General features: G+C 75.0%; 23 protein-coding genes. 5 read left to right on the top strand and 18 right to left on the bottom strand.

The genetic code is table 11. The features are described 5' to 3' along the window. Positions 1-155: 155 nt before the first annotated feature. Positions 156-530 (top strand): hypothetical protein, encoded by a 375-nt coding sequence (locus tag ACFW6A_RS31975; protein WP_386644786.1) that lies wholly within the window; start codon positions 156-158, stop codon positions 528-530. A gap of 14 nt (positions 531-544) precedes the next feature. Here ACFW6A_RS31975 and ACFW6A_RS31970 read toward each other — a convergent pair whose 3' ends face one another. The 16 genes from ACFW6A_RS31970 to ACFW6A_RS31895 form a co-directional block, all read right to left on the bottom strand. Next, positions 545-913, bottom strand: coding sequence for a PRC-barrel domain containing protein (locus ACFW6A_RS31970; protein ID WP_386644783.1), 369 nt, complete (start codon positions 911-913; stop codon positions 545-547). A 108-nt stretch (positions 914-1,021) separates the two neighbouring features. Beyond that, entirely contained in the window at positions 1,022-3,133 is a 2,112-nt protein-coding gene (locus tag ACFW6A_RS31965; protein ID WP_386644780.1) for a xanthine dehydrogenase family protein molybdopterin-binding subunit, read from the bottom strand. An 11-nt stretch (positions 3,134-3,144) separates the two neighbouring features. Further along, positions 3,145-4,128, bottom strand: coding sequence for an FAD binding domain-containing protein (locus ACFW6A_RS31960; protein ID WP_386644777.1), 984 nt, complete (start codon positions 4,126-4,128; stop codon positions 3,145-3,147). Continuing rightward, a complete protein-coding gene (locus ACFW6A_RS31955) occupies positions 4,125-4,646 on the bottom strand; it encodes a 2Fe-2S iron-sulfur cluster-binding protein (protein WP_386481463.1) in 522 nt (173 codons plus the stop codon). The genes ACFW6A_RS31960 and ACFW6A_RS31955 overlap by 4 nt, the downstream gene beginning before the upstream one ends. A gap of 269 nt (positions 4,647-4,915) precedes the next feature. After that, positions 4,916-5,752, bottom strand: a complete 837-nt coding sequence (locus ACFW6A_RS31950; RefSeq protein ID WP_351853025.1) for an ABC-2 family transporter protein — start codon at positions 5,750-5,752, stop codon at positions 4,916-4,918. Positions 5,753-5,757: 5 nt separating this feature from the next. Next, a complete protein-coding gene (locus ACFW6A_RS31945) occupies positions 5,758-6,627 on the bottom strand; it encodes an ABC transporter permease (RefSeq protein WP_386644774.1) in 870 nt (289 codons plus the stop codon). Further along, positions 6,624-7,736: an ATP-binding cassette domain-containing protein gene (locus ACFW6A_RS31940; RefSeq protein ID WP_386644771.1), complete on the bottom strand. Its 1,113-nt coding sequence runs from the start codon at positions 7,734-7,736 to the stop codon at positions 6,624-6,626. Before ACFW6A_RS31940 ends, ACFW6A_RS31945 begins: the two co-directional genes overlap by 4 nt. Continuing rightward, on the bottom strand, positions 7,733-8,839 hold the full coding sequence (locus ACFW6A_RS31935; RefSeq protein ID WP_386644768.1) for a hypothetical protein: 1,107 nt from the start codon (positions 8,837-8,839) through the stop codon (positions 7,733-7,735). The genes ACFW6A_RS31940 and ACFW6A_RS31935 overlap by 4 nt, the downstream gene beginning before the upstream one ends. Positions 8,840-8,906: 67 nt before the next feature. Further along, complete coding sequence (locus tag ACFW6A_RS31930) at positions 8,907-10,454, bottom strand: hypothetical protein (RefSeq protein WP_386644765.1); 1,548 nt, start codon at positions 10,452-10,454, stop codon at positions 8,907-8,909. Continuing rightward, positions 10,451-12,880: a pyridoxal phosphate-dependent decarboxylase family protein gene (locus tag ACFW6A_RS31925; protein WP_386644762.1), complete on the bottom strand. Its 2,430-nt coding sequence runs from the start codon at positions 12,878-12,880 to the stop codon at positions 10,451-10,453. Before ACFW6A_RS31925 ends, ACFW6A_RS31930 begins: the two co-directional genes overlap by 4 nt. Before the next feature lies 1 nt (position 12,881). Further along, positions 12,882-13,550, bottom strand: a complete 669-nt coding sequence (locus ACFW6A_RS31920; RefSeq protein WP_351853010.1) for a class I SAM-dependent methyltransferase — start codon at positions 13,548-13,550, stop codon at positions 12,882-12,884. Then, complete coding sequence (locus ACFW6A_RS31915) at positions 13,547-14,665, bottom strand: hypothetical protein (RefSeq protein WP_386481440.1); 1,119 nt, start codon at positions 14,663-14,665, stop codon at positions 13,547-13,549. The genes ACFW6A_RS31920 and ACFW6A_RS31915 overlap by 4 nt, the downstream gene beginning before the upstream one ends. A 23-nt stretch (positions 14,666-14,688) precedes the next feature. Next, entirely contained in the window at positions 14,689-15,750 is a 1,062-nt protein-coding gene (locus ACFW6A_RS31910; protein WP_386644759.1) for a monodechloroaminopyrrolnitrin synthase PrnB family protein, read from the bottom strand. 280 nt (positions 15,751-16,030) lie between these two features. Then, positions 16,031-16,684 carry an HAD family hydrolase gene (locus ACFW6A_RS31905; RefSeq protein ID WP_386644756.1) on the bottom strand — a complete coding sequence of 218 codons (654 nt, stop codon included), beginning with the start codon at positions 16,682-16,684 and terminating at the stop codon, positions 16,031-16,033. A 287-nt stretch (positions 16,685-16,971) separates the two neighbouring features. Continuing rightward, positions 16,972-17,736, bottom strand: coding sequence for a hypothetical protein (locus tag ACFW6A_RS31900; RefSeq protein WP_351852999.1), 765 nt, complete (start codon positions 17,734-17,736; stop codon positions 16,972-16,974). Between the two features lie 299 nt (positions 17,737-18,035). Beyond that, a complete protein-coding gene (locus ACFW6A_RS31895) occupies positions 18,036-18,770 on the bottom strand; it encodes a hypothetical protein (protein ID WP_386644754.1) in 735 nt (244 codons plus the stop codon). 124 nt (positions 18,771-18,894) lie between these two features. Between ACFW6A_RS31895 and ACFW6A_RS31890 the strand changes: the two genes are divergently transcribed. The 3 genes from ACFW6A_RS31890 to ACFW6A_RS31880 all read left to right on the top strand — a co-directional run bounded on the left by ACFW6A_RS31890 (position 18,895) and on the right by ACFW6A_RS31880 (position 21,899). Further along, positions 18,895-19,965 carry a helix-turn-helix domain-containing protein gene (locus ACFW6A_RS31890; RefSeq protein WP_386644751.1) on the top strand — a complete coding sequence of 357 codons (1,071 nt, stop codon included), beginning with the start codon at positions 18,895-18,897 and terminating at the stop codon, positions 19,963-19,965. A 67-nt stretch (positions 19,966-20,032) separates the two neighbouring features. Beyond that, a complete protein-coding gene (locus ACFW6A_RS31885; protein ID WP_386644748.1) occupies positions 20,033-20,446 on the top strand; it encodes a hypothetical protein in 414 nt (137 codons plus the stop codon). Positions 20,447-20,645: 199 nt separating this feature from the next. Then, positions 20,646-21,899, top strand: a complete 1,254-nt coding sequence (locus ACFW6A_RS31880) for a serine hydrolase domain-containing protein (protein ID WP_386644745.1) — start codon at positions 20,646-20,648, stop codon at positions 21,897-21,899. Between the two features lie 23 nt (positions 21,900-21,922). On the opposite strand, the gene ACFW6A_RS31875 is transcribed toward ACFW6A_RS31880, so the two are convergent. Further along, on the bottom strand, positions 21,923-22,807 hold the full coding sequence (locus ACFW6A_RS31875; protein ID WP_386644742.1) for an aldo/keto reductase: 885 nt from the start codon (positions 22,805-22,807) through the stop codon (positions 21,923-21,925). A gap of 14 nt (positions 22,808-22,821) precedes the next feature. After that, entirely contained in the window at positions 22,822-23,784 is a 963-nt protein-coding gene (locus ACFW6A_RS31870; RefSeq protein WP_351852983.1) for an NAD-dependent epimerase/dehydratase family protein, read from the bottom strand. A gap of 98 nt (positions 23,785-23,882) precedes the next feature. Here ACFW6A_RS31870 and ACFW6A_RS31865 point away from each other — a divergent pair, with 98 nt between their 5' ends. Then, positions 23,883-24,791 (top strand): LysR family transcriptional regulator, encoded by a 909-nt coding sequence (locus ACFW6A_RS31865; protein ID WP_386644738.1) that lies wholly within the window; start codon positions 23,883-23,885, stop codon positions 24,789-24,791. Positions 24,792-24,799 lie beyond the last annotated feature (8 nt).

The raw sequence follows: 24,799 nt of genomic DNA, 5'->3' as shown, positions 1-24,799 counted from the left end.
CCGGCTAGTGCCGGGGGTTCCGGTGGTTTTATCCTTTGGGCACGGGGGGGCCGGGTATACGGGGGGGGGGGGCGGTTTTTGTGGGGGGGGGGGGGGGGGGGGGGGGGGGGGCCCGCCCCCCCCCCGCCGAGAGGTGGAGCGGAGGGACAGGGACAATGGCTGCCGAAGTGAACGCGTCGACGTCACCGTCGGGACGGGGAGCGGTCCTGCTGCTGCCGGACGGTCCGGTCGGGCGGGGCGGCGTGGTGTACGTCTGCGTGGACGACGGTTTCCCCGGCGGCTTCCCCCTCGGCCGGGCGATCCGGGACGACGACGGCACCTGGTGCGCGTACGCCCGCTTCCGTCCCGGCCGGGTGTTCGCCGACGACCGCGTGGCCACCGGCCTGCCCGATCTGCGGGCGGCCGTCCGCGAGGTCCTGGCGCACGCCCGCCCCACCGATCCGGAGTGCTCCGCTTCCCCCGCCGAGGCGCCCCGCCGCCGGCCCGCCGGGGGCGGGGAACGCGGTCGGTGCGGGGGCCCGCGGGGGTGACGGGCCACGGGGGCTCAGGAAGTGCCGGAGCGCCCGGCGCCGGTCGCCTCGGCGAAGTACGCCGCCACGTCGTCCCGGTACTGCCGGTCGGCGCGGTCGGTCTCCGTGAGGTGCTGCGGGGCGTCCTCGACCTGCCTCCGCGTCAGGCCCAGGCGGATCGTCCGCTCCTCCGGTTCGCAGCGGACGACCGCGCTCGCGGGGATCAGCAGTTTCCCGAAGATCCACGCCCCCGCGTCCAGGACCAGGTGGGCGTGCCCCTCCTCTTCGGAGTGCGCGTCCACCCGTCCCACGAACCCGTCGGTCGCCATCACGCTCCAGCCGTCCACGTCCATGCCCGACCGGTGTCCGCAGGTCGGGCTGTAGCTCCACAGGTCGTCCGCCATAGGACGCTCCTTCGCTCTCGGGCCCGGGGCGGGCACGGGTCCGTTCCCGTCCGGGCGGTCGACTGACCGCGTGCCCGCCTCCCCGGAGCCCACACCCGTGGCCGCCGGTCAGTCCGGCAGGTGCGGAAGGAGGCGGTCCGGGGTGAGGGGGAGGTTCCGCAGGCGGACGCCGACCGCGTGGTGCACGGCGTTCGCGAGGGCGGCGGCGGTGCCGACGATGCCGATCTCCCCGATGCCCTTGCTGCCCATGGGGTTGAGGTGGGGGTCGTCCTCGTCCAGCCAGTGCGCCTCCAGGGACGGTACGTCGGCGCTGACCGGCACGTGGTAGGAGGCGAGGTCCCGCTCCACGAAGCCGCCGAACTCCCGGTCGAGCGTGCTGCCTTCGGTGAGCGCCATGCCGATGCCCATGGTCATGCCGCCGATGAACTGGGAGCGCGCGGTACGGGGGTTGAGGATGCGGCCGGCCGCGAAGACGCCGAGCAGCCTGCTCACCCGTACCTCACCGGTCGCGGTGTCCACCTCGACCTCGGCGAAGTGCGCGCCGAACGCGTGCCGGGCGTAGGGGGACTTCTTCTCCGCCTCCTCCGACGTGTCGCCCCGCGCGGTGACGCCCTCGGGCGGCAGCGGGCCGGAGAGGGCGCCCAGCCGTTCGACGAGGGCGGTGCAGGCGCGGTGCACGGCCCAGCCCCACGAGGAGGTGCCCGAGGAGCCGCCGGCCAGCGGCGCGTCGGGCAGGGCGCTGCTGCCGATCTCCACGCGGACCGCGTCCAGGGGCGCGCGGAGGGCGTCGGCGGCGATCTGCGCGAGGACGGTGCGCGCGCCGGTGCCGATGTCGGTGGCGTTGAGGCGGACGACGTAGGTGCCGTCCGGTGCGGCGTGCGCGGTGGCCGTCGAGGGACTGAGGAGATAGGGGTAGGTGGCGGCGGCCACGCCGGTGCCGGTGAGCCGGCCGCCGGAGCGCCGCACGCCCGGCCGCGGGTCGCGGTCCTCCCAGCCGAAGCGCCGGGCGCCCTCCCGGAGGCAGGCGGCGAGGTTCCTGCTGCTGAACGGCCGGCCGCTGTCGGGTTCGGTGTCGGGTTCGTTGCGCAGCCGGAGCTCGACGGGGTCGAGACCGGTGGCGACGGCGAGTTCGTCCATGGCGGATTCGAGGGCGTACATGCCGGACGCCTCGCCCGGGGCGCGCATCCACGAAGGGGTGGGGACGTCCAGGGCCACCACCCGGTGGGTGGTGCGGCTGTGCGGCGAGGTGTACATGGTTCGGGCGGGGACGGCGGCCTGCTCGACGAACTCCTTGACCGTGGAGGTCTGGGTGGTGACCTCGTGGGCGAGGGCCCGGATCACGCCGTGGGCGTCGGTGCCGATGCGCACGCGCTGGACGGTGGGGGCGCGGTGGCCGACGACGGCGGCGAGGTGCGGGCGGGGCAGGGCGAGCTTGACGGGCCGGCCGGTGTGCAGGGCCGCCATGACGGCGAGGACGACCTGGGGGCGCGGGGTGCCCTTGGACCCGAAGCCGCCGCCGACGTGCACGGAGTCGACGGTGATCCGCCGCTCGGCCAGGCCGAACAGGCGGGCGAGGACGCCGCGTACGGTGGTGGAGCCCTGGCTGGAGTCGTGGACGGTCAGGTCGCCGTCGGTCCACCAGGCCGTGGAGGCGTGCGGTTCCATGGGGTGGTTGTGCAGGGCGGTCATGGTGTACGTCGCGTCGACGCGGACCGCGGAGTCGGCGAAGGCGGTGTCGAAGTCGCCTCGTTCGCGCACGGCGGGGTAGCCGCCGTTGGCCTTCTCCGGCGTGTAGAGGCGGGGGTGGCCCTCGGCCGGCCCGGCGTCGTGCTCCTCGGGCGCGTAGTCGACGCGGAGGTCGTCGGCGGCGGCGCGGGCGTTCTCCGGGGTGTCGGCGACGACGAGGGCGACGTACCAGCCGCGGTGCGGGACGCGGTCGTCCTGGAGCAGGGCCAGCGTGGGGTCGTCGGCGTCGCCGAGGCGGGGCGCGTCCTCGTGGCTGAGGACGGCGTGGACGCCGGGCCTGGCCAGGATCTCGTCGGCGTGGACGGCGGTGACCCGGCCCCTGGCGATCGTGGCGGGCACGGGCGCGGCGTGGAGGCAGCCGGGCGGGGTGTGCTCGGCGGCGTAGCGGGCCCGTCCGGTCGCCTTCTGCCGGGCTTCGCGGCGCACGGCGTCGGAGCCGGCGGCCGGCCCGGGGGATGTCGGGGGGAGGGACATGGGGCGGCTCCTCAGCCGGCGGCGGTGAGATCGGTGAGCACGCGGACGGCGAGGCGGCGGGCGAGCGGCACCTTGAAGCCGTTGTCGCGCAGCGGCTCGGCGGCCGCCAGTTCGGCGTCGGCGGCGCGGGCGAACGTCTCCTCGACGGCGGGCGCGCCGCGCAGCACCTCCTCCGCCGCGCGGGCGCGCCACGGCCGGTGGGCGAGGCCGCCGAAGGCGAGGGCGGCCTCCTCCACCCTGCCGTCCCTGACGGTGAGGACGGCGGCGACGGAGGCGAGCGCGAAGGCGTACGACGCGCGGTCGCGGGCCTTGCGGTAGGCGCTGCGGGCGCCGGTGGGCGGCGGGAGGACCACCTGGGTGACGAGTTCTCCGTCGCGCAGGACGGTGTCCTGCTCGGGCCGGTCCCCGGGCAGGCGGTGGAAGTCGGTGAGCGGGACGGTGCGCTCGCCGTCGGGGCCGCGCAGGTGCACGCGGGCGTCGAGGGCGGCGAGGGCGACGGCCATGTCCGAGGGGTGGGTGGCGACGCACCGCGCCGAGTGCCCGAGCACGGCGAGGTCCCGGTGGACCCCGTCGCGGGCGGGGCAGCCGGTGCCGGGCTCCCGCTTGTTGCAGGGTTTGGAGACGTCCTGGAAGTACGGGCAGCGGGTGCGCTGGAGGAGGTTGCCGCCGGTGGTGGCGGCGTTGCGGAGCTGCGGGGAGGCGCCGGCGAGGAGCGCCTGCGACAGCACGGGGTAGCGGGTGCGGACGAGCGGATGGGCGGCCAGGTCGCTGTTGCGGACGGTGGCGCCGATGCCGAGGCCGCCGTCGGGCGTCTCGGCGACGGTGTCCAGCGGCAGCCGGCGGATGTCCACGAGGAGCGAGGGGGTGGCGACGCCGAGCTTCATCAGGTCGACGAGATTGGTGCCGCCCGCCAGGTACTGGGCGCCGGGGCGGCCGGCGTGGGCGTCGAGGGCCTGCTCGGTGTGCTCGGCGCGGACGTGGTCGAAGGGTTTCACCGGGAGGCCTCCTCGTGGACGTCGGTGACGGCGTCGACGATGCGGGGGTAGGCGCCGCAGCGGCAGAGGTTGCCGCTCATCCGCTCGCGGATCTCCTCGCGGGTCAGCGCCACGGGACCGGTGCCGTTCGGGGCGCGCGGAGGCGTCACGTACGAGGGGTGGCCGGCGGCCGCCTCGTCGAGGAGGGCGACGGCGGAGCAGATCTGGCCGGGGGTGCAGTAGCCGCACTGGAGGGCGTCGCGGGCGACGAACGCCTCCTGGAGCGGATGGAGCCGGTCGCCGTCGGCGAGGCCCTCGACGGTGGTGACGGGCTCGTCGCAGGCGACCGCCAGCAGCAGGCAGCTGTTGACGCGCCGCCCGCCGACGAGCACCGTGCAGGCGCCGCACTGGCCGTGGTCGCAGCCCTTCTTGGCGCCGGTGAGGTCCAGGTGCTCCCGCAGGGCGTCCAGGAGGGTGGTGCGGTTGTCCAGCCGGAGGGGGTGGACGGTCCCGTTGACCCGGAGCGCGACGGTCGACATGGGCCCCGCCGGCTCGTGCCGTCCGCCTTCGCCCCCGGACGGGCTCGCGCCGGTCGTTCCGTCACGGTCCACGGTGCTCGCTCCTCCGCCGGCGGGCGGGCCGGACGGCCCGCCCTCTTCGGGATTGCCTTCCCGCCGGGCGGGGCGCCGGACCGGACGTCAGCCGGACGGGGGACGGCCGTCCGGCCCCCGGGGCCCGCCGGGCCCCAGGGGCCGGAAGGCGCCCCGGACCCGGTCCGGACCCGGGCCGGGGGCCCGCCGCAGCGGTGTCACCCGTTCCGCGAGTACCACGCCAGGCACCGCCGCCACACCGCGAGGCCGGACAGCACCGTCACCAGGGCGACCAGGGGCGACAGGTGGACCAGGACGGGGGAGAGGGGCACCGTGTCGGCGTGGCCGGTCAGCCAGGCCGCCGGGTAGTAGCCCGCGAACGCGATCGGGAGGCCGAAGGTGAAGGCCCCCTGGAGGAACGCCGGGAACACGCTCAGCGGGTAGTTGCCGAAGTTGCCCGCCGTGTTGTCGAGCCAGAAGAACAGGGACTCGCTGCCCCGGAACCGCAGCACCAGACCGGCGATGTGCAGGTTGAGCCCCAGCTCGATCACCGTCGCGGCGGCGACCGCGACCACCAGGAAGGCCAGCGCGGCCGGTGTCCAGGCGATGTCCAGCAGCGACAGGCACACGGTGAACGAGGCCCCGGCCACCACCAGGTCGCCCAGGGCGTTGATCGGCGCCTCGTACGTGAACACCTGGAGCAGCACGGGGGCCGGACGGGTCCGGAACGCCTCGAAGCGGCCCTCCCGCAGCAGGTGCGGGATCAGCCCGAGATTGCCGAAGAACAGCATGTACAGCCCGTGCCCGAGCATCCGGATGCTGCTGATCAGCAGGATCTCGCCGAGCCCCCAGCCGCCGAGCGAGGGGAACCGGCTGAAGATGACCGTCGCGAAGAGCAGCACCGTGATCTGGTAGGTCACGCCGTTGGCGACGGCCATCGCGAAGTCCGCCCGGTTGGCGAGCTGACTGCGCAGACCCGCCCGCATGATCACGGAGGCCAGCCGCAGCCTGCCCACGCGGCGGGCGGGCGCGGCGGAGTCGGGAGTCGTCGTCATCCGCCTCACCCTCCCAGCACGAGCAGGCGCCGGGCCGCGCGCCGCCACATCACGCGGCTCAGCAGGGCCAGGACGACGCACCACAGGGCCTGCTCGGCGACGTACGGCCAGAACTCCGCGGCGGGGACGCGGCCGGTGTACAGCGAGACCGGCACGTCGATGGTCGCGGCGAACGGCAGGTGGACGGCGACGGCGCGCAGCCACTCCGGGAAGAACCACAGCGGGATCAGCCCGCCGGACAGCAGCAGCTGCGCGAAGGCCGCCAGCCGGTTCACACCGAAGGACGTGATGGTCCAGAAGCTGGTCAGGTCCACGAGCAGGCCGATCTGGTAGAAGACGACCTGCCCGAGCCCGTAGGCCAGCACGGTCACCGCCGCCGCTGCCGCCGACGGCGGCGGTGCGACCAGTCCGCAGGCCACGCCCACCGCCAGGCCGACCAGCAGCCAGGCGGTGGCGTACAGGCTCTCGCCCAGGCCGCGCCAGGCGCAGTAGCGGCGGGCGGACAGCGGGCGCACGAACCAGAACACCACCGAGCCGTCGCGGATCTTGCTCTGCGCCGTCTCCTGGGACGCCCCCTCCATGATGACCCGGCCGGTCCCCATGAGGGTGGCGAGCACCGAGTAGGTGACGGCCTGGGACACGTCGAGGCCGCCGACCGCCCCGGCGCTCCCGTCGTACAGGGCCCGCCACAGCAGCACGTACAGGAAGACCTGCGTGACGATGACGAAGGCCGTCGCGACGATGCGCGGCCGGTAGGCCCACTCGGTGCGCGGCACCAGGGCCATGAGGCGGTGGGCGCGCGGCGACGGCCCGGCCGCCCCGCCGGACGGCCCGGCCGGCCGCGGAGCGGGACCGGACCTGCTGAGGAGGCTCACGTACCCGCCTCCGTGACCCCGGCCTCCGCCGTACCGACCTCCGTCGTACCGACCTCCGCAGCACCGGCCTTCGCCGTCTCGGCCTCCGCCGTCCCGGTCTCCGCGGCTCCTGCCTCCGTCTGCTTCGGCGGCGTGCCCCGGTGCAGGGCGCGCAGGACGTCCTCGGCCGTCGCCCCCTCGTAGCGCACCGAGCGGACCGGGTGCGCGGCGAGCAGTTCGGCGGTGGCCTCCGCCCGGTCCACTCCCGGGTGCGGCCTGACCCGCGCGGTCGCCCCCTTGACCTCCACGACCGTGGCACGCACCAGGTCCAGGGCCGGCGGCGGCGTCTCGAACTCGACGAGGAACGACTGCTCGGCGCCGGCGGCGACGGCCAGCCGGTCGCGCCGCCCGTCGTGCACGACCTGCCCGCGGTCGATGACGACGATGCGGCGGCACAGCGCCTCGACCTCCGCCATGTCGTGGGTCGTCAGCACCACCGAGTGGTCGCCGGTGGCGGCCAGCCGCGACAGCAGCTCGCGCACCTGGTCCTTGACCATGACGTCCAGGCCGATGGTGGGCTCGTCGAGGAAGAGCACCCGGGGCCGGTGCAGCAGGGCGGCGGCCAGGTCGCACCGCACCCGCTGCCCCAGGGACAGGAAGCGCACGGGGGTGTCCCAGAACGCGGAGAGCGTGAGCACGTCGTCGAGTTCGGCCAGCGTCTTCCGCCAGACCCCGTCGGCCAGCCCGTACACGTCGCGCAGGATGGAGAAGGAGTCGCGCGCGGGCAGGTCCCACCACATCTGCGTGCGCTGCCCGAAGGTGACGCCCATGTTGCGGGCGTTGCCCTCCCGGTCGGCGTACGGGTCGAGCCCGCACACCCGGACCGTTCCGGCGTCCGGCAGCAGCAGGCCCGTCATCAGCTTGATCAGGGTGGACTTGCCCGCCCCGTTCTGCCCGAGCAGGCCGATGAACTCGCCCCGGGAGATCCGCAGGTCGACGGCGTCCAGCGCGACCGACCGCTCCGTCCGCCGCCGGAAGGGGCGGCGGACGCTCCAGGCCCCGGCGGTACCCCAGGTGCGGAACGTCTTGGTGACGCCGGCCACCTCGATCACCGGCTCGGCACCGCTCACGAAGCGCTCCCGGCCACCGCGGCGTCCTGGGCGCCCGCCAGCACCGCGGCCTCCACCAGCGGGGACAGCAGCTCGCCCACGGCCGTCAGCCAGCGGACCGGGACGACCCGGCGCAGCGCGCCCGGCGCGAGCGTGGCCAGGGCCGCGCGGGCGGCGGGCCGCGACGGGTCGGGGAACGCGCCGTCGGACGCGCCGAGTTCCCGGGTCACCACGCCGAGGGCGTAGGCGGTGGTCCACACCTCGGCGAGCAGGACGTCGCTGACCCGGTCGTGCACGAACGCGCGGTGCGGGAGGGTCTCCAGCGCCTGCCGCAGCGCCCCCACGATCCGCTCCCGCCCGAGGCCCCGCTCCGCCAGGGCCTCCTCCGCCGGCACCCGGCGCCAGCCGTCGGCGGCGGCCGGGTCGCGCAGGTAGACCACGGCGAGCTGTTCCCACCAGCAGAAGTACGGCACGGCGGTCATCGCCGGAAGGACGGAGCCGTCCGGGTCGGCGGCCGCGGACAGACAGGCGGCGCTGCGCGGCCCCATGACGTCGTTGCCGACGAGGCTGGGCGGATTGGCGTGGTCGACCGGTCCCGCCACGGGGACGAGCTTGTCCACCGCGTGCAGGTAGTCGAGCAGGGTGACGTCGTCGGTGGCCTCGGGCGTGGCCTTCGCGGCCGCGTACTCCTCGAAGCCGAGGGCGAGCGGGGCGGGCAGGACCAGGGCCACCGACGGCAGGTAGTCGTCCACGACGGGCGCCCACGCGTGCCCGAGGAGCGCGGCGGCGCGGACCGCGTTCGCGGTGCGCGAGCCCCACTCCGTGAACAGGCTCAGGGACGCCTCCGGGCGCGCCGCGGCCAGCGCGGCCACCGTGCCCGCGAATCCCGGCGCCGGCAGGGCGTCGTCCTGGACGACCAGGTGGTGCGTGGCGCCCGGGGCCACCGCCTGCCAGGCGCGGCGCGCGGTGCGCAGCGCCGACGGCGGTCCCTCGGGCTCCGGGTCGGTCACGACCCGGGCGGCCAGTGCGGGATGCGCCTCGACCAAGGCCTGCGCCTCGGCCCTGCGCCGGGGGTGGGCCATGATCACGGTGGACAGGAGCGGGTCGGAGAGGTGCGGTGTCATTCTCGGGTCATTTCTCGTCGAGGGCGGTGCGGGAGGGAAAAGGAAGAGGAGGAGGGCCGTCCGTCGCTCACCGCTCGGTCTTGCCGAGCGCCGGCGGCCCGCCGCGCAGCACCCGGCCCAGGTGCCGGAGCGGACCCGACCAGTGCAGCAACGGCTGGAGCAGGAAGGCCGGCAGCAGCGCGGGCGCCGACCGCCACGGGGGAGCCTCGGCCCGTGCGGCCGCCCCGCGATGCGCGGCGAGCCACTGACGGGCCTTCGTCACGCACCACACGCCGTGCAGCACCACGTACGCGCAGGCCGCCGCGGCCCACACCGCCAGCGCGCCGGCCGAGCCGTCGACGACGAGGGCCGCGGCCGCGGCCGCCACCACGGCGGGGCCGCCGAACCACCACACGGTGTCGAGGCCTTCCTTGACGAACACCACGGTGTTGCGCGGCCGGAAGGCCCGCAGCACCGGATCGGCCAGCAGCCGCCGGCAGCCGGCGAGCGAGCCGTGGGCCACCAGCGCGTACGCCTTCCCGAGCGCCCCGGGGCCGGAGTAGCGGTCGACCAGGTTGAACACCGGCAGGACGTCCATGGAGGCGCCGGCGGAGGACAGCTTGTAGCCGACGAGCAGGTCGTCCACCGGTTCCTCGTACATGCCGATGGACACCAGGGTGTCGTGCCGGACGAACAGCCCGGCGCCGACCCCGTACACCACCGGCTCCGCGAGGGCCGAGAGCCGTGCGGGCAGCCGTGCGGACCGGATGCGGTGCCGTGCCAGGATCCGGTACGCCTCGACACCGGCGCGGCGTCGCAGGTCGGCCAGGGCGTGGGCGCGCATCAGCACGTCCGCCGCGCCGGGCCGTGCCGCGTGCGGCCGGCGCAGCTGGAGCGGGAGCTGCTGGACCAGGTCGGGCGGGGGCCCGTCGCCCCGGGACACGGTGGCCGCCAGGTGCTCCAGACTGGCCAGGTCCGGCTGCGAGTCGGCGTCGTACAACCCCACGTAGGTGTACGCCGGATCGGCGTCCGGCGGCAGCAGGTCCGGCAGCCGTTCGACGGCGTGGACGAGCTGGCCGCTCTTGGCACCCCCGTCGGCGTAGTGCAGGTGGTGCAGGGAGACCCCGGGGCGGTCGACCGCGATCTCCGGCAGCAGGGCCGCGGCCACCTCGCGCGTGGTCGGTACGGCGCCGATCTCGGCGCGCAGGGTGCCGGCCGGGTCGCCGGAGGCGCGGGTGCGCCGCACGGTCTCCGCGGCCCGTCCCGACGGCACGATCCCGGCGAGCCGGGCGGCCGCGTCCTCGACGCCGCCGCCGGCCAGGGAGGCCGCCAGGGCGGGCACGCGCGCCAGCGCGGTCTCCCGGTCCCGCTCCTCCCGCTGCGTGGTCACCACGATCACGTGCAGCCGCCCCGGCGGATAGGACAGCCCCGCCGCCGCGCGCACCACCTCGCCCAGCAGGGCCTGTTCCCGCAGGGCCGGCACGAGCAGGACGACGTGGGGCGCCGTCTCGGGGGCCGGCGCCGCGTGCCGCCGGCGGCGCCGGTCGAGGACCCGGGCGGCGAACGCGGCCCGGGCGCTGAGCAGGACGCCCCACGACAGGACGCCCCACAGCACGACGAGGGCGGCCGCGGTCACGACGGCCCCACCCGGCCGGGCGGCCCGTCGGGCGCCGACAGGCGCCGGTGCCCGTCCCGGGCGCGGGCCGCCTCGCGGAGCGCGGCCACCGGCGGATACAGGCCGGCGGCCCAGTCCACGACCTCGCCGGGCGTCAGGCCCTCCGGCTCGCCGACCGGAATGCCCGTCAGCAGGGCGGGCAGCCGGGCGCCCAGGCCGAGCGGCACCGAGAACACCGCCTCGCCGCGCCCGTCGACGGAGGCGAGCGCCACCCGCAGCACGCCGTCCGCGACGGCGGGCTCCACACGGACGAGGTCCAGCTCCGCGGACCGGGCCAGCACGGGACCGCCCGGCAGGACGAGCGCGCCGGACGCGCCGGCCGAGCGGTGGCGGCGTCCCACCGTCAGCTCCACGACCGTGTCGAAGAAGCGGTTGGGAAACCGGCGGTACTGGCCGCGCAGCAGGTGGCGCCGCCTCGGCAGCGCCGGATCGGCGTGCCGGGCCACCCGGTCGACCCGCGGCGCGCTGTCGTCGTCCGCGACCCGCACCCGCAGCTCCAGTGAGGTGTCCAGGGAGAACGAGTAGTCGTCGCCCTCGCGGTGCACGCTGCGCGCGTCCTTGCCGATCTTGACCACGATCTCGTCGCGGAAGACCTGCACCTCGTCGTTGTGGCGGCGGTCGCCGTACTTGTACTCGACGGACCGCAGCACCCCGTCGGCGTGGAAGTTGGCGAGGACCACGGGCCGGTCGGCGTCCCGCGGCTCGGGGCCGAAGACGGCGAAGTGGGCGGCACCGACCAGGGACAGCTTCTGCTGGTTGCGGTCGAGCACCTCCAGCGCGTACCGCCCGGCATCGGTCACCCCGAACAGCTCGTTGGCGAACGGGGCGTCCAGGTCGGGCGCGTAGACGTACAGGCCCTCGTGCGCCCCGTCGCCGTCCCACGGCCGGGCGGTCAGCTCCTCGTCGAGACCCGCCCGGTCCTGGAAGGTGTGGAAGGAGTACGCGTGCGGGTAGCCGTCCGGATCGCGCCGCTCCGGAGGATGGACCACGAGGTGGCGCAGGCAGACGCTGCTGCGCCGCAGTTCCCGCAGCTCGCCCGGCGGACCGGACGGGGCGTCGTCCCGCGCCGTGCGGCGCGGCCGTGCCGGGTCGGGCGCGCCGACCGCGGCGGCGAGGGCGGCGGCGAAGCCGTCGAGGTGGGCCCCGGTCAGGTGGGGCATGGCGTAGAAGTGGTGGAAGAGCCGGTCCTCGACGGTGCCGTCCGGTGCCGTCCACGGCAGGGTGTTGCCCACCAGCCGGTAGCGGTCGGTGAGCGCGGCGGGCAGCCGGCCGCCCTCGTGGGAGAAGCCGGCGACGAGGACGGTGTTGCCGGGCGAGGGCAGCACCACCGCGTCGGGATCGGCGGTGCGGATCGCGTCGGCCAGCCGGTCGCGGATGCCGAGGCAGTCGCGGAACACCTGCCGGTAGCCGTCCGCGGCCACCCCGAAGACCAGGGACCACAGGGCGGCGGCCATCGCCCCGGAGCGCGACCCGGTGATCGTCTCGTCGAGGAAGCCGGACATCGGGGCGGGCACCGCGCCGTGGCCCATCAGGCCCTTGCGGCACAGGAAGACCCCGCAGCTGTACGGCATCAGACCGGACTTGTGCGGGTCGAGGACGATCGAGTGCACCTGGGGACTGCGGAAGTCGAAGGGGACCTCCGGGGCGGTGAAGGGCAGGATCATGCCGCCGTGCGCGGCGTCCACGTGGTGGAAGACGCTCAGGTTCCCGCCGGCCGCGGCCCGGCGCGCGAGCACGTCGGCGATCTCGTCCACCGGGTCGACCAGACCGGTGTTGTAGTAGCCGGCGGTGGACACGACGACGACCCCGGTGCGCTCGCCCGGGGCGGTCCGCGCCGCGAGGTCGTCCAGCGCGGCCTCCACCGCCTCGGCCTCCAGCAGCCAGGACGGGCCCGCCGGGCAGAGCCGCAGCTCCAGGTCGAGGATCTCCGCCGCCTTCGCCACGGAGTGGTGGGTGAGCGTCGACGCGAGGACGACGACCCGCCGGGCGCCCGCGGCGCGCAGCGCGTTGCGCCCGATCCGCAGCCCGGCGAGGGTGCCCTCGTTGGCGCCGCTGGTGACGTACCCGTCGGCGGCGTCGGCGTGCAGGAGTCCGGCGAGCGCGAGGACCGCCTCCCGCTCCAGCCGCCGGGTGCCGCGGACGCCGTCGCCGAAGCGGGTGTGCAGGCCCACGTTGTTGGGGTTGTGCGCGGCGAAGCGGCCGAAGGTCTCCAGGGCCAGCTCGTGCGGCGCGGTCATGGCGAAGCCGAGCCGCACCGGGTCCTCGGCGGAGTGCCAGCCGGGGACCTCCGCGAGACGCGCGGCGAGCACCGCGTCCAGCTCGTCCCGCGCCAGGGCGGCCTGCGGAAAGGGGTCGGTCTCGGTCGAACCGTCGTCGAGGTCGGCCATGTCAGTCCCCCTCCCGCCGCAGCACACCGCGCAGCACGGCGCGCGGCCCGACCTCCAGCTCGCGGACGTAGGTGTGCACCTCGCCCCGCGCGCGGAGCCCGGCCCCGGCGAAGGCCGCGAGTACCTCGTCGGGCGGCAGGAGGACCATGGGGACGCCGTCGGGAAGCAGGTACTGGCCGTCCTCCGCGCCCGCCCGCAGCGCCGGGTCGAGGGCCTCGGAGGTGAAGGTGTTCAGCGCGAGCAGCCCGCCGGGCCGCAGCACCCGGGCCAGCTCGGAGACCACCGCCGCCCACTGGGCCCGGTCGACCGCGTTGTGGAGGACGCCGTAGCACACCGCGAGGGCGAACCTCCCGTCCTCGGCCGGGATCCTGTCCGCGCCGCCCTGGCGGACCGTGACCCGGCCGGGCGGGTACGCGGCCGTGCGGGCGCGGGTGGCCTCGACCATCCCTTCGTGCAGGTCGACGGAGAGGACGTCGAAGCCCCGGTCCAGCAGGGCCAGGGTGTTGCGCCCGCCGCCGCAGCCGAGGTCGAGGGCGGGGCCGTCCACCGGCGTGCCGTCGAGCAGTTCGCGCAGGTAGGGCTGCACGTCGAGGGAGCGGAACTCCGCGACGGTGCCGGGAGCGTTCCAGTAGGCGGCGGCGCGGCGGGCCGCCGTGGTCGCGTCGGTCATGGGACGAGCCCCGTTTCCTCGTAGGTGCCGTTGTGCGGTCGGGCGTGGATGACGTCCATGTCCAGCTCGGCGAAGCGGTCGCCGCACCGGCCGGGATCGTCGGTCAGGGCGAAGAAGGCCGGGCCGACGGAGGACAGGGCGAGCATGGTCGCCGCCTTGTCGTGCCACAGGGACTCCACCCGCCCCGCCAGGTCGACGAGGCCGGGGTGGGAGAAGGCGCAGTTCTCGATGCTGCCCATCCGGAACCGGTAGTCGAAGACGAGGGACCCCAGCGGACCGAGGTCGCCGCGCAGCGCGGCCGGCATGGCCTCGTGCAGCATCCGGAACGCGATCGTGGGCGCCCACCGCTCACCGGTCGCACGGAACCGGTCGAACTGCTCCGCCTCGGCGGCCATCAACTCGTCCGTGGGGCGCTCCTCCAGGGACCGGGGCACGCCGATCACCAGCGACAGGCGCTCCGGCACCGGCACCGACAGCACCACCGTGCTGCGGCCCGCCACGACCTGCACGCCCCCCGGATACAGACCGGAGGCCGCCGAGCCGCCGATGCACTGCACCGGCGTCAGCAGTCCGGGCCGGCTGCCGTGCTCCTCCCCGTGGTTGGCGGTCAGATAGGGCAGCAGGTCGGCGCGGTCCATCGGACGGCCGTACAGGTGGTTGACCGCCGTGGCGACCGCCGCGATGAGGCTGCTGCTGGAGCCGAACCCGGCGTGCACGGGCAGCCGGTCGCTCTCGACGCCGATCGCGAGGTCGCACTCCACGCCGAGGGCCGCGCACATGATCCGGGCGGCGTGCTCGACCAGTTCGGGCCGTCGTACCCCCGGATCCAGGACGAGACCGGTGCCCGGTGCGAGCCGTCGCACGTGGACGTGGTGGAACCGGGCGACGGAGAGGACGACCTCGCCGGCGTCGTAGATCAGGTTGTTGTCGGACGCGATGGCCGCCGGCTGGAGGGCCATCGCGTTGAGGCGGGTGGGGTAGCGGATGCGCACCTCGGCGGCGGGTTCCGGCACGGGACCGGGCGGCGTGGCCGGCGGATGGTGGACGGTGCCGGGGAGGAAGGGCTCGAAGCCGAGGGGCGCGGCGGGCGCCGTCGGCGGCGGGGTGGCGGTCATGGCGGGCTCCGGGGACGCGGGGATCACTGCTGTGCCAGGTCGGCGGTCGGCTCCTCGGACAGCAACTGGTGCCGTTCGAGGGTGAGTTCCGCCAGCCGGTCGAGGGAGTCGGTGGTGTAGCCGCCGCTGCCCAGGGAGCCGTCAGGACGCACGTTCATGTTGGCCTTGGCCAGTTGCAGGTGGGGCAGCCGGAACCGCAGCACCTCCCGCATCAGGGCGCGCAGCTCGGCCAGGGTGCGCCGCACCTCGGGACCGGGGGAGCGGTGCCGGGCGGCCTCGTCCACGAGGCGGGGCAGCAGCGGCCGGTGCCGCCGGGCCCGGTCGCTCGCCGCCCGGTAGGCGGCGGGGAGGTAGAGGAGGTTCTCGTCCAGGTACCGCTCGTACCACTCCTCCCGGGGGTCGCCCGGCTCCGGCCTGATCAGCAGGATGTCCACGAGCAGCGGTGTCATCTGCGCCCCGCCCGGTGCGTACAGCACCTGTCCGCCGACGGTCATCGGCGGGAAGTACGGCCGCATCTCGAAGGAGAACGTCTCCGGGGTGATGGTCCGCTTCACCGACAGCAGCGACTGCGCGAAGACCGTGAAGCCGCGCGTGGCCTCGACCAGCAGTTCGGCGAGCGCCGGATCGTCGACGGGGAGGGCGAGCGCCTCCATGAGCGCGTCGACGGCGGGCCGCAGGGCGCTGCCGGCGGTGCGGACCTCCCGGATGAAGAGGGCCTCCTCGGGCAGTTCGGTGAAGGAGCGCTCGGCGTCCCGCGGGTTGCGCAGCGCGTAGGTGTAGACGCTGTCCCGGGGCACCTCCTCGGCGAGGGCGCCCAGTTTGAGCAGGGTCTCCTCCGCGGACGGCACGGTCCGGTAGTCGACGCCGTGGCGCTCCAGGGAGGCGAGGACGAAGCCGAGGTCCCGCAGGGCCGCGCTGGCGGTCACGGCGTCGCGGACGCGGTCGGGGGCCCGGCCGGTCCACAGCCGGGCGAGTGCGTCGAGGCCGGCTGTGTCGCCGGCGCGGTTGAGGGCCGGTAACCGCTGTGCGTCGCGGGCGGCGTCGAGTGGGTCGGACCCGGACACGAGGAGGTCCAGCTCACGCATGGGTGAAGCGAGCAGCACGGAAATGACGGTCTCCAAGGTGGGGGCGCGGATGAGGAGGGCGGCGGCTTCGCCGCCCCATGGGTCGTCCCAGGCCGGAAGAGGCTCGTGCGGTGCGTGGGGTCGTGCGGTCGGCAGGTCGCGCGAGGGGCGGGGTCGTGTGCCGACGGGCGTCGGATCGTGGGGGGGGCGTCGGGTCGTGGGGTGTACCGGGTCGTGCGGTGTGTCAGGTTTTGTGGTGCGTCAGGTTCTGTGGTGCGTCAGGTTCTGCGGTGCCCGCTCGTCAGAGCACCCCGATCAGTTCGTCGAGTGCGCGGACGCGGTGTGCGACGGGGGTGGGGGGCGTGGCGGAGCCCGGGGCGTCGGTGACCCAGGCGGCGGGCAGCCCCGCCGCGTGCGCGGCGGCCAGCCCCGTGTGGGAGTCCTCGACCGCGAGCGCCTCGCGCGGGTGCGCGAGGGCGGCGCGCAGTGCCCCCAGGTAGGTGTCGGGAGCGGGTTTGGTCCGCACTCCGGGGCCCGCGCAGTGCACCGAACCGAAGAGGGACAGGATGCCGAGCCGTTCCAGATGGCTCTCCACCCAGTCACGGCCGTTCCCGGAGGCGACGGCGAGGCGATGTCCCCGCTCCAGGCAGTGGGCCAGGAACGGACGGACACCGGTGCCGGCGTCGAGGAGGTCGGCCTCGGCCTGGTTGAGCCGCTCGAACTCCTCCCACAGCGCCCGCGTCCGCCGCCGGCCGACCGCGTCGACCAGGTCGCGGCGCAGCCCGTCCCGGTCGAGGGTGAGGTCGGGACGCACGCTGATTCCGCGGGGCAGTTCCAGCGCCTCGTCCTCCAGCAGCCGACGCCAGACGGCGATGCCGGTGCGTTCCGTGTCGAGCAGTACCCCGTCGAAGTCCAGGACGACCAGCCGCCCCGTCCCACCGGAATGCCCGGTCACCGTTCCCACCCCGTTCCCCGTCCTCCGCGCACTGCGAAGCAGACGGCACGCACTGTCGTGCGACCGCCCGCCTGGCTCTTTGGTCTGGACCATTGCACTCTAGGTGGCCTACCCCGGTATTTCAACAAGCACTGGAGAGAGCCGAGTTGCCCCTGGTCACGACCCCGGCACCCCGCTGCGCCCCGGCCGGTGGGACGCAGCCGGGAAGGCGCGGCGGAGCCAGCGGATCACGTGCGCACGCCTCCCTCCCGTTCAGGCAGGGCCCCACGCCGTTGCGCGAGCCCGGGTCAGGACTCGACCTCGAATTCGAGTGCGTCGTAGCGGCGCTCCGCGATCTGCTCCCGAGTCCCCGAGACGAGGGTGAGGCAGTCCCCGCCGAAGACCGCGCTCTCGGGTATGGACACGAACAGGACGTTCCCGCGGTCCTCCACCGGGTTGTGCCAGGCGGGGGAGAAGCCGCCGAGCCGGATCCCGTAGCCCCAGCGCACGGCGAGAACCGCTCCCATCGCGTCTGTCAGGCCGTCCACGAGACGGGCCCGCTCGGCGTCCCCCTCGGCGTAGGCGACCGCTTCCGCCACGTGGGACCGGCGGAGACCGGCGGGCCCGGTGAGCCCGGGCACCGCGTAGAGCGGGAACGGCGCGCGGGACCTCGGGTCGTCCGGCTCCGACGCCCGAGGGCGGCGTTCGACGGTTGCGGCTCCTGCCGGAACCCGGACGACGAAGCCTTCGTCCTGGTCCGTCACTTCGGCGAGGACCGCCACGTGGCCGTCGGCGGGAAAGTCGATGTCGAGGACGCCGGAGGGTATGGCGGCGCAGTCGATGGTCACCAGGTGCGGTACGTACGCCGGCACGTCCACGTTCTCCGGCAGATGGGCGGGCCCGGCCGCCCGAGCCGCTGGACGGGCGCCTTCCCTCAGCCCTTCGGGCAGTTGATCGTAGGGGCAGAGGTGGACGCAGGGGCGCAGGAGGCGGACGAACGCCTCGGTCACCGGCTCGGGCAGGCCGAGTCCATGCCCGGCATCGCGGACGGCTTCACGTATGGGTGCGATCACGGACGCCACCGTGCCACGCGCCACCGACAGCACGGTGAGGCTGCCGCCGCCGGTGGGCCTCCGGCCGCCGCCGAAGGCCCACGGACCGGCCGTGACCGCGACGGGGCCGCGGTCGTGAGTGCGGTCCCGGTCCCGGTCCCGGTCGCTTCGCCGCCGCGATCGCGCGCGGCGGGGATCATGGGCAGCGCCTCTGCCATGGCGGATGGCGGGCGGGTCCCCGTACCCCGGCCCTGTCCGGCGCACGAGGACCAAGGTCAGGGCCCCCCGCCCCACGAGCAGGGGCCTTCTCGGTGCCGGAGTCAGGCGCGCCACACCTCGGCCGCGGCGAGGAAGGCCGACGACGACGGGCGGTCCGGAGTTCCGCCCCGGCTGATCTCGCCGGGCAGGACACGACCGTCGACGCGTGCCCGGGCCCGCTCGCACGGGCCGAACACCAGGCTCAGGCTGTGCTCCACACCGGCCAGCGGGAACTGGTCGGTGGCGAAGGCGCGCCGGTCCAGCACCCCGGCCATGCGCACGTCGATGCCTCCGCCCCAGGCCTGCAACCCGGACGCGAGGTCGAGCCGAACCCGCACCGCGGACCGGTGGAACAGGGGGGCGGACCACGGCAGGCCGTCGAGTTCGGGGAAATGGCGGACGAAGTGATCCGCCAGCCAGAGCGCGAGGCGGGGGTCCTCTCCGACGACCCTCACTCCGTCCGGCCGCCAGAGCACCAGGGCGTTCCCCGCGCCGTGGGTGGACCACTCCACCTGCCAGGTGGAGACGTAGGCCGTGCACGCGCCCGACTCGTCGAAGAGCTGGAGGCCGGGGTTCGCGCCGACCAGGATCGGCTTGCGCCGCGCGGGATCGCTGTCGGCGGCGCCGCCGACAGCCGATGCCGAGGCCGATGCCGAGGCCGATGCCGAGGCCGGGGTGGCGGTGGCCAGCAGTCCCATCGCGCCGAGGGCGGTGCCCATGCGCACGAGGCCACGTCGGCTGACGGCGGCGGAAGGCCGGCTCTGGTCGGGGTTCGCGGGCGTTCGGTCGGAGCGCAAGGCGCCTCCTCGATCGTGGTGACACGGACGCGGATCACCATCCGGCGGTGCGGCGGTCGCCTCCACGCATTCGAGGCCCTTCGAATCCATCGGCCCGTTCCGACGGCGATGCGACACTCTCGGCATGGCGATGAGGGTGCGGCTGGACGCACGGGCTTGGAGCAGGTCGCGGTTCGCCACGTCCGCGGCCATGGAGGTCCTCGGTGTGCTCCGGCACCGCGGTCGGCATCCGGCCGCCCACGCACGGAAGTGGCACGCTCGTGCCCGACGGGCGCTCCCGCCGGAGCAACTGGCGCTGCTGGAGGCCCTGGTGCCCGCCGACCACAGCTACGCCCCGGATTTCCTGACGCCCGTGCCGCGCCACGGCGAGTCGATGCCGGAGGTGGCCGCCCGGATCGCGGCGACCCCGGGCGAGGAGGTCGACTACCAGCTCGACATCGCGATCCGCGGCCGGCACGTGTGGCCCCACGTCCTCGCGCTGCACCGAAGCGAGGCGGCCTACGAGCGGTGGCGCCGGCCGATGCCCCCGGCGCTCGCGAGGGTGGCGCGCGACGGGGGCGCCGCCGTGGCGACTGCCGCCGCCGCGGCGATGGCGACCCTGTTCGAGTCCGTACTGGCGCCGGACTGGCCGCGCGTCCGGGCGGTTCTGGACGCCGACATCGGCAACCGTGCGGACCGGATGGCCGCGCACGGCGCGGCGGCGGTGCTCGACGACCTCGGCGAGCGGATGCGGTGGACGGGCACCGAGCTCGTACTGGAGCGCGCCTACTCCGGGATCATCGACTGGGCCGACGAAGGGGTGCTCTTCGTGCCGGCCACCACGCACGTCGGCCCGGTCCTGTTCGCTGCCGAACGCCCGCACACGCCGGTGCTGTTCTACCGGGCGCGCGGCATCGCCACGCTCGGCGAGCGCCCGCCGGGCGCGGCGGAATCACCCCTCGCGGGGCTCGTGGGCGTCACCAGGGCCGCGCTGCTGACCACGCTCGACGTGCCGGCGTCCACGACCGAGCTGAGCCGGAGGACCGGCTGGAGCAACGCGACCGTCTCGTACCACCTCGGCATTCTGCTGCAGGCGGGACTGGTCGACCGGCACCGCCGGGGCCGCGTCGTCCGGTACGGGAGGACCGACCTCGGGACGGCACTCGCGACGTCGTCGGCGGAGGAGCGGACGTCCCGTGCCGGCCGCGCGGGCTGACGCCCCGATGCCGGCGTGACGGTGCGCACCCGTACCGGGTCCGCGCGCCGAAGGGGATCATGACGCCATGAGAAGACTCGCCCGCCTTGCCGCCGTCCCCTTCGCCGCGACCCTGCCCCTGCTGGGGGCCTGCACCACGGACTCCGGCACGGCCGGGGACCACCCCACCGGCTCCCCGCCGCCGACCACCGTCACCACGGTCGCCCCCGACGCCGCCGTACGGCTCGCCGACCGCTACCGAAAGGCGGGCGGGAACGAGGACGTGTACGGCGTCCAGCGCACCGACGGCCCTGCCGGCGTGCCGTTACTGACCGTCTGGACGCGCGCCACCGACGATGACGCCGCGCCTTTCGACCGCCTGAGGACGTCGCTCACCGACTACCTGAAGAGCGAAGAGGGCGTGGACCTGAGCAAGGGCTACCTCATGGACGTGTTCGGACCGGACGGAGGCCTTCAGCACCGCCTCGACGCACGCCGGTAGGAGGCGGACGCCCGCCTCGAGAGCCGGGACCACGCCGGTCACGGCAGCCGGACAGCCCTCGGGCGGAGGCGACGAGACGGTCTCGCGGCGCCGGGCCGGGCGTATCGCGGACGTATCGGTTCCCGCATACGCCACCGCGACAGCCGTCCGTCTTGGATGGAAGCACGGTCGGTTCGGCGATCAGGAGAGGACCGTGGTCATGGGTACGGATTCCGCAGGTGGTATCGACCGGCGACGGCTGCTGGGATGGGGCGGGCTGGGAGCCGCGGGGATGGCGGCGGCGGGGGCGTCGCCGGCGGGTGCCCGGGCCGCCCGCGCCGCCGCGCCCCCGACCCGCTCCGGCCTCCCGCCGGGCACCCGGCCAGGCGGAGCCTACGACCGGTACGTGGCGAAGCTGGCCGCCGAAGGCAGGTTCTCCGGCGTGGTGTTGCTGTCGCACCGGGGACGGACGGTGCTGTCGCGCAGCTACGGCACGGCCGACGAGGAGAAGGGCGTGCCCAACGGCGAGCACACCGCCTTCAGCCTCAGCTCGGCGGGCAAGCCGTTCCACGCGGTGGCCGTCCTGCAGCTGGCCCAGCAGGGCCGGCTGCGGCTGTCGGACACGGTGGGCACCCACCTGACGGGGTACCCCCAGGAGATCGCCGAGCGGGTCACCCTCCACCACCTGCTCACCGGAACCTCCGGGACGAGAACCCCCGACGAGGACGTGCGGCGCGTCTTCCGGAGCCGCGACGAGGTGCGCGCCTTCTACGAGCAGTGGGCCCGGCAGGCGACGCCCGAGGCCCCTCCCGGCACGCCCAGCAGCCACTCCGGCGCCGAGGTGGCGATCCCCGCGCAGATCATCGAAGCCGTGACCGGCCGGACCTACTGGGACTACGTCCAGGAGAACGTCTTCGACCTCTGCGGCATGACCGGTTCGGGGTTCTACACCAGGCCGCAGTGGCTCACCGACCCGCACATCGCGCACCCGTACATGGCGCTCGCCGACGGCAGCCACGTGGACGCGGTCCGCCACCTGGACGAGGACAGCCCGGACCCGTACGTACGGGGCAAGAACCCGGGCCGCGCCTACATCGACGCCCCCGGGGACGGCGGCTTCGCCACCGCGCCGGATCTGGTCCGCTTCGCGCGGGCGCTGGGCGACGGCACACTGCTGGACCGGCACTACGCCGAACTGCTCACCGGACCCAAGCTCCCCCTCGCCCCGGAGGGAGGCGGTCGGGCCCGCCGAACAGCCCCCGCCGACGCGGCGTTCGGGGCCTACCAGCTGCCGGTCGCCCTCGTCGGAGGCCAGTGGGTGTGGAGCCGCGCCGGCGCCAACCCCGGCGTCGGCGCCAGCTGGACCGTCTACCCCGACACCGGCTGGGTCGGCGTCATCCTCACCAACCGCGACGGCGCGCCGCTGTGGGAGATCGTCGACCAGGAGATCCGAGCCGTCACCGGCCAGTACTGAGCCGCGCGCATCGCTCGGCCCGCTCAGGCCGGCAGAAGGCCCTCGAGCTCCGTCAGCTCCCGCGTGTCCAGCGTGAGTTCCGTGGCGCGCGCGGAGTCGGTGATGGAAGCGGGACGGCTGGCTCCCGGCAGCGGGATCATCGCGGGGGAGCGGGCCAGCAGCCAGGCCAGGACGATCCGCTGGGGGCTCACGCCGCGCTCGGCGGCGATGCGGTGGAAGGCCGTGCCGGCGGAGGTGGGGCCGGAGGGGCCGTCGAGGGAACTGCGGGAGATGCCGCCCAGTGGGCTCCAGGGCAGGAAGGCCAGCCCCAGCCGCTCGCTCAGCCGCAGTGCGGGCTCGCTGTCGCGGACGGCGGGCGAGTACTGGTTCTGCACGGAGACGAGCCCGTCGCCGAGGATCCGGTGTGCCTGACGGATCTGGTCGGTGGTGACGTTGGAGACGCCGGCGGCGCGGATCGTGCCGGCGTCGAGGAGCTCGCGCAGCGCGCCGACGGAGTCCGCCCAGGGTACGGCCGGGTCCGGCTTGTGCAGCTGGTACAGGCCGATCGCGTCGACGCCCAGGCGTCTGGCGGAGGCCTCGGCGGCCTTCTTGAGGCGGGTGGGGGCGGCGCTGACGGTCCAGCTGCCGTCGCCCGGGCGGCCGCGGCCGCCCTTGGTGGCCACCAGGACGTGGGAAGTGTCACCGCCGTAACCGGCCAGGGCGCGGGCGACGAGCAGCTCGTTGTGGCCCGCCTCGCCGGCGTGCCAGTGGTAGCTGTCGGCGGTGTCGATGAGGGTGACGCCGGCGTCGAGGGCGGCGTGGACCGTGGCGACGGCCCGCTTCTCGTCCGGACGGTGCTCGATGGACAGGGGCATGGCGCCCAGACCGATGGCGCTGACGGCGGTGCGGGCGAGGGTGCGGTACTGCATGGCGGCCTTGTTCCTCAATCGGTGGCGGAGGTCGCGGTGGCGGCGGGGGCCGCGGTGGACAGGGCGAGGGCTTCGGCGACGGCGCCGGGCAGCCAGTCGGTGGTGCGGGAGAAGGGGAAACCCAGTGCCTTCGCGCGGGCGTTGCTCATGGCGTAGTGGCGGTCGAAGGAGAACGGCGAGGCCTCCCCGCCCGCCGGGACGGCCCGGCAGACGGCCTCCCGGCCGGCCTGCGCGGCGACGGTCCCGACGAGGCCGTGGACATCGATCAGGCCGTCGGAGCAGGCGTTGACCGGGCCGGTGAAATCGGCCGCGACCGCCCACGACAGCAGGTCCGCCAACTCCTCGTAGTGGATGAAGACCGTGGGCAGCGCCTTCGCGTGCACGGCGACGGGCTCGCCCCGGGCGACGCGCCCGGCGTAGTGCGCCAGCCGGCCGGTGAACTCCCGGGCGCCGCCACCGAGCACGTGGGCGCTGCGTACCGCGGCGAAGGCGAAACCGCCGGCACGGGTGAGGACGGCCTCGGCCTGCCGCTTCCCCTCGGCGTAGTGCGCCTCCAGGTAGGCGTCGTCGTGCCAGGGAAGGTCCATGGCGACCTGCCAGGCGGCCGGGTCCACGCTCTCCTCCGGCACCGGCGTTCCCGGGGGCACGGCGGGCAGGGCGGCGGTCGCGGGGTCGTAGACCTCGATCGTGGAGGTCATGACATAGCGCCGGGTGCGGCCGGCGAAGACGCGGGCGGCCACGGCGGCCTGCACCGGGGTGTAGCAGACCTGGTCCACCACGACGTCGAAGGCACGACCCGCGAGCACGGCCGACAGGGCGGCCTCGTCGTCGCGGTCGGCGACGAGGTGCTCCACGCCGGCAGGCGGCGGGGCGGAGCCCCGGTTGAGCACGGTGACCTGATGGTTCGCGGCCTGCAGGCGTTCCACCAGGAGCCTTCCGAAGTACCGGCTTCCGCCGATGACGCAGATCCTTTGCATGCCCCCACCCTGGATCCGTATCGTCGCCAGCAGAAGTGCCCACTTGCTGCATGCGTATGAAGAAAAACTGTTGAAGGAAGACCGTCGAAGGAAGACTGTTGATCGATGTACAGCGGCTCCGCGTCCTGAGGGCGGTGGCGGAGCACGGCAGCTTCAACCGGGCGGCCGCGTTCCTCCGCCTCACCCCCTCGGCCGTCTCCCAGCAGGTGGCCGCCCTGGAGCGCAGCCTCGGCGCCCAGGTCGTCGCGCGCAGCACCCGGGGCGTCACCCTCACCGAGGCGGGCCGGATCATGGTGGGCGCCGCCGAATCCGTCGCCGCGGAGCTCGCACACGCCCGGCAGCAGGTCTCCGCGCTCAGCACCGGCCGCACCCGGCTCACCGTCGCCACCTTCACCAGCGGCGGCAGGCTCCTCCTGCCCGCCGCTCTCGCCCGGCTCACGGCAGCCCATCCCCACACCTCGCTCCACGTCAGGGAGGCCGAACCCGAGGACGCCCTTCCGCTCGTCCGCCAAGGCGCCGTGGACCTCGCCCTCGCCTACCGCTTCGACGGCCCGCTCCCCGTCGGAGCCGCTCCCGGCGGCCGCCTGGAGTGGACCCCGCTCCTGGACGACCCCCTGCGCATCGTCCTGCCGCGGGACCACCGACTCGCCCGCCGCGACGCGCTCGACCTCACCGACCTGGCAGCCGAACCCTGGGTGCTCGGCTGCCTGAAGACCGAGGCGTACCTGCGCCGCTTCGCCGAGCGCGCCGGCTTCACCCCGGACATCCGGGGCACCACCACCGACTACTTCTTCGCCCGCTCCCTCGTGACCGCCGGCATGGGGATCTCCCTCATCCCCTCCATCGCGCTCACCCCCGAGATCCCGGGACTGACCGCCGTCCCGATCAAGCCGCCGGGACCGATCCGGCACATCGGCGCCGCCACCATCGGCGGCCGTGACCGACCGCACGTCACCACGCTCCTTCACACCCTGCGCGAGCAGGCACGACGGCACCACGCGCATTGACCCGCCAC

The organism is Streptomyces sp. NPDC058758, from assembly GCF_042746075.1.
Lineage (GTDB): Bacteria > Actinomycetota > Actinomycetes > Streptomycetales > Streptomycetaceae > Streptomyces.
This window is presented reverse-complemented; position numbering and strand designations above follow the sequence as displayed.